Origin of the sequence: Mesorhizobium sp. M2A.F.Ca.ET.037.01.1.1 (assembly GCF_003998075.1) — a bacterium.
Lineage (GTDB): Bacteria > Pseudomonadota > Alphaproteobacteria > Rhizobiales > Rhizobiaceae > Mesorhizobium.
The window spans coordinates 1-3,737 of sequence record NZ_RZSA01000684.1 but is presented as its reverse complement, the minus strand read 5'-3'; the positions used below and the strand labels follow the sequence as shown (position 1 = coordinate 3,737).

The 3,737-nt window shown below is 64.0% G+C and carries 6 protein-coding genes and 2 pseudogenes; 2 read left to right on the top strand and 6 right to left on the bottom strand.

The features are described from left to right. A pseudogene (locus tag EOA27_RS42330) lies at positions 1 to 123 on the top strand (carbon monoxide dehydrogenase); the annotation flags it as partial. Positions 124 to 310: 187 nt separating this feature from the next. Here the strand turns inward: EOA27_RS42330 and EOA27_RS42325 are convergent. The 4 genes from EOA27_RS42325 to EOA27_RS26920 all read right to left on the bottom strand — a co-directional run bounded on the left by EOA27_RS42325 (position 311) and on the right by EOA27_RS26920 (position 2,140). Further along, on the bottom strand, positions 311 to 544 hold the full coding sequence (locus EOA27_RS42325; RefSeq protein ID WP_245467011.1) for a hypothetical protein: 234 nt from the start codon (positions 542 to 544) through the stop codon (positions 311 to 313). 48 nt (positions 545 to 592) lie between these two features. Further along, positions 593 to 796: a hypothetical protein gene (locus EOA27_RS42320; RefSeq protein WP_245467013.1), complete on the bottom strand. Its 204-nt coding sequence runs from the start codon at positions 794 to 796 to the stop codon at positions 593 to 595. A 76-nt stretch (positions 797 to 872) separates the two neighbouring features. After that, entirely contained in the window at positions 873 to 1,373 is a 501-nt protein-coding gene (locus tag EOA27_RS26925) for a GNAT family N-acetyltransferase (RefSeq protein ID WP_127257686.1), read from the bottom strand. Positions 1,374 to 1,381: 8 nt separating this feature from the next. Continuing rightward, on the bottom strand, positions 1,382 to 2,140 hold the full coding sequence (locus tag EOA27_RS26920; protein WP_126082245.1) for a copper homeostasis protein CutC: 759 nt from the start codon (positions 2,138 to 2,140) through the stop codon (positions 1,382 to 1,384). Positions 2,141 to 2,329: 189 nt separating this feature from the next. On the opposite strand from EOA27_RS26920, the gene EOA27_RS26915 reads away from it, so the two are divergent. After that, positions 2,330 to 2,785, top strand: a complete 456-nt coding sequence (locus EOA27_RS26915; protein WP_126083772.1) for a carboxymuconolactone decarboxylase family protein — start codon at positions 2,330 to 2,332, stop codon at positions 2,783 to 2,785. Positions 2,786 to 2,828: 43 nt separating this feature from the next. Here the strand turns inward: EOA27_RS26915 and EOA27_RS26910 are convergent, their stop codons facing one another. After that, a complete protein-coding gene (locus EOA27_RS26910; RefSeq protein ID WP_126082246.1) occupies positions 2,829 to 3,257 on the bottom strand; it encodes a cupin domain-containing protein in 429 nt (142 codons plus the stop codon). Positions 3,258 to 3,472: 215 nt separating this feature from the next. Continuing rightward, a pseudogene (locus EOA27_RS26905) lies at positions 3,473 to 3,737 on the bottom strand (NAD(P)H-dependent oxidoreductase); the annotation flags it as partial.

The following is a 3,737-nucleotide window of genomic DNA, read 5'->3' as shown; positions in this document are numbered from 1 at the left end:
GCGCTCGACGGCCTCAAGGGGCCGGCGAAAGGGCTGATGAGCGACCTTCATGCCTCCGCCGAGTACCGCGCCAATCTCATCGCGGTGATGGCCAAGCGCGCGGTGGCTGCCGCCAACGCTTGAACAGCCCCGCCGCGGATGAAAGAAGGGGCCACCTCGGCCCCTTTTTCTTGGCCATAACAAAGGCTTGACCGGAAGCACCGGTCAAGTCGCAGCTTCGCACTTGCACAAAGTTATCCCGCACTGCGCTGGCCAGTTATTACATCGTCGAGAAACCGGCTCGCGGCTGGCTCAACCGCAACTGGTGAGGTCAGGCCCTGCCGTTCTTTCGGGCGGCGAGGTAGCGGCGAAGCCCGGTTTCTCCGCGCGGCGTCGTCCAGCCATGGTTCCAGGCGAAGGCGGGCCTGAGCAGCGGCGCCAGGAATTTGAGGATCGGCCTCTCGACCGTGACCTGCCAGACCAGATCGACATGCGTGCCGGCCCCTGACGGCGACAGCTCGGCCCGCCACAGCCCGTCGAAATCGTCGAAGGTTTTTACCACCACCAGCCGGCCGGGTATGAGCTCGGCGGCCTCGATGATGAAGTTCAGCTCCTAGGGCAGGGCGCCGCGCGCTCGTGCCCTGGCGCGGGCGCCGACGACGCCCTTGCCCTTCTTGTCGAGCGGCTCCACCTCCTTATAGGCATCGCCCCACCAGAGCGGCAGCAACTGGGCGTCCGACAGCACATCCCACACTTCCTGGAGTGTGCCTTCAGGGATGTCCCAGCTTTCGTCGAAGCGGAAGACATTGCTCGCCATGATGTCGCGCCCCAGCCAGCCGAGCGGTTATATTAGCTTTGGCTTGTTCTTCTGGCCAGCAGCGTTCGAAGCGTGTTCAGGCGGCGATCGGTTTTGCCCAATAGCGCACCGACTTCTTGCCGCCGTGGATTACCGCGTCGCCGACCTCGGCGAAACCGAGCGCGGCGTGGAAGGCATCGGAAGCCGGGTTGGGCGGATCGGCATTGACCTCGCAGGTTACCATCGTGTGGCCGGCGCACCGGGCCTGCTCGAACAGATCCTCATAAAGGCGGCGGGCGTGGCCGCGGCCGCGCGCCGCCGCGGCGACCACCACTCGGTCGACATAGACGAAGCGCGGATAGCGCTCGCGAAACCAAAAGAAGTTCGGGCTGTCGTAATTTGCGTCCTTGTCTAAGCACAGGATGAAGGCCCCGAGCGCGCCGATGCGGCGCGTGTAGAAAGCCTCACCGAGCAGGAAGGAAAGCCGTTCCGGCTCGAGCCAGGACAGTTCCGCCGCATGCTCGTTGTTGAGCGCGAGGATGGCGGGCTCGTCGGCGGGCGAGACGCGTTCGATCGGCAGCAACTCCTGGGTCACCATCTTGGCTGTCAGGCTCTCGCGGCCGCGATCGTCGCCGCCACCTTGTCCTGGTCGGTCACCGTGTTGCGGTATTCGCGGTAGAGGTCGGTGCCGCCCATGCCGACATTGGGATTGCGGTAGCGCATGGCGCTGGGCACGTCCGCAAGCGCTGCAAAATGCATCTCGGTCAGCCCGGTCCGCTTGCGCACCTCGCCGATCGTATCGGGCGCCAGCGCGCCGCAGCCGAGGATGATGATGCGATCGTCCGCCAGACGCACGAGCTCGGCCAGAAGCTCGACGCCTTCGAGCGCGGTATCGCGCTGTCCGCTGGTCAGCACGCGGCCGACCTTGCAGCGGATGAGCGCCTCGAGCGCCTCAGCCGGATCACGCGTCATGTCGAAGGCGCGGTGGCAGGTGACGTTGAGCGGGCCGGCGGCCTCAACCAGCGCGCTCGTGCGCGTCTCGTCGATGGCGCCGTCGGCGGTCAGGCAGCCGACGACGACACCGGCAACGCCGAGCTCGCGAAGCGCTTCGACATCGGCCAGCATCGAGCGGTATTCGGCCTCGCTGTAGAGGAAATCGCCACCGCGCGGCCGAACGATGACATGGAAGGGAATGGTCGCGCTTTCGAGCGCGGCGCGCACCGTGCCGAGGCTCGGTGTGATGCCGCCTTCGATCAGGCTGGCGCAGAGCTCGACCCGGTCGGCCCCGGCGGCCTGCGCGGCGAGCAACCCGTCAATGCCTTCGACGCAGATTTCGATCAGGGGTTTTTGCGTGTCCGCCACCAGCTTCCATCCATGCTTTCTAGAAGTTGGGCAGCCCTAGCACCGGTCGCGCCGCCGCGAAAGCCGCAACCATCGGTCCAGCCAGGGAAGGCGCTTGACAACGCATAACTGCAAAGTTATGGATAACTCATAACTGGAAAGTTATTGATTGGTACGGGCCTGCCGGCAGCACGAAACCCGAGGAGACGGATGATGGAAGCAAGATTGAAGAACCCGGTGATGCTCATTCCCGGCGCGCTGCAGGCGCTGCTCGCGCTCGACAAGTCGACCGAGGCCGGCGACGTGCCGTATGTCACGCGCAAGCTCGTTCATCTGCGCGCCAGCCAGATCAATGCTTGCGCCGTCTGCGTCGATATGCACGCGCGCGAGCTGAAGAAGGCAGGCGAGAAGGACGAGCGGATCTTCGCCGTGTCGGCATGGCGCGAGACGCCTTACTTCACAGACGCCGAACGCGCGGCGCTTGCGCTGACGGAAGCCGCGACGCGCCTGGCCGATCGGTCCGACGCGGTGCCCGACCACGTCTGGGACGAGGCGGCGCGTCACTTTGACGACAAGGCGCTCGCCGCTTTGGTGATCCAGATCGCGCTGATCAACGCCTTCAACCGCCTGAACGCCACCACAAGGCAACCTGTGGGCGCCTGGGGCTGAGCAACAACGGGCGACCGCTTCGGAGCGGACGCTCTGCCGGCTACTATTTCAGGATCGTGTTCTTGGCGCCTTGCTCGACCTGGTCGATCACCAGAAGCTTCACCGGATCGGTGCCGATATTGGTGGCCTGGTGCCATTGGCCGACCATCTCGACGATGAAGTCACCTGATTTGAAGGTGTTGGCAGCGCCGGTCTCGACATTGGTGACCTTGAGCGTTCCCTGCTCGACATAGGCGTAGCGCGGGAAGGGATGCTTGTGGACCGGGAGCGTTGCGCCCGGCGCGATCTGGTAGGACGAGACCTGCACCTCGACGTTCTTTTGCGGCAGCGTGATCGGCTGGCCCGACGCGGTCGTTGTCTTCGACACCAGCGGTGTCACCACAACGGGCGTGTTCGAACTGTCCAGCGCGTTCGCGCTGGTCGTGAAGAATGCCACCGCCAAAAGCAGTGCCGATGCCGTGATGTTTCGCATGGTCTCCTCCAGTTGCGGCCAGCATCGCGCCGCGATCTTGCGTGCGCAAGCGTGCCGGGGCCGATTATCAGTGGTGGCGAGGCTGCCAGTCGTTGACATGCTATTGGAAAACGCTGGCTCAGGACGCTTCACGTAACCTGCGGGGCATTCGCCATTGCCGAATGATAGCTCGCCCGAGCCACCTGGGACGTGGCTTGAACCTCGGGATGATTTTGTCAGTCGCCCCGTTGCCCGTGCTTGCGCATATCGTCGATCCAGCGAACTCGCTTCTTTTCGTCGGCGAAGGTGAGGCCATACAGGCTCTCACGAATAGGTTTGATTCCCGCGAAGCTCAGCATGCTTCGCTCGAAACCGCGCAATCCGTAGGCGCCAAAGTACCAACGATAGAGCAAGACCGGCATGCCCATGGTGACGACGATGCGAGCCGAACGGCCGGCGAGCAGTTGTTTCGGAAAACCTTCTTTTCCATATTCCATGGCA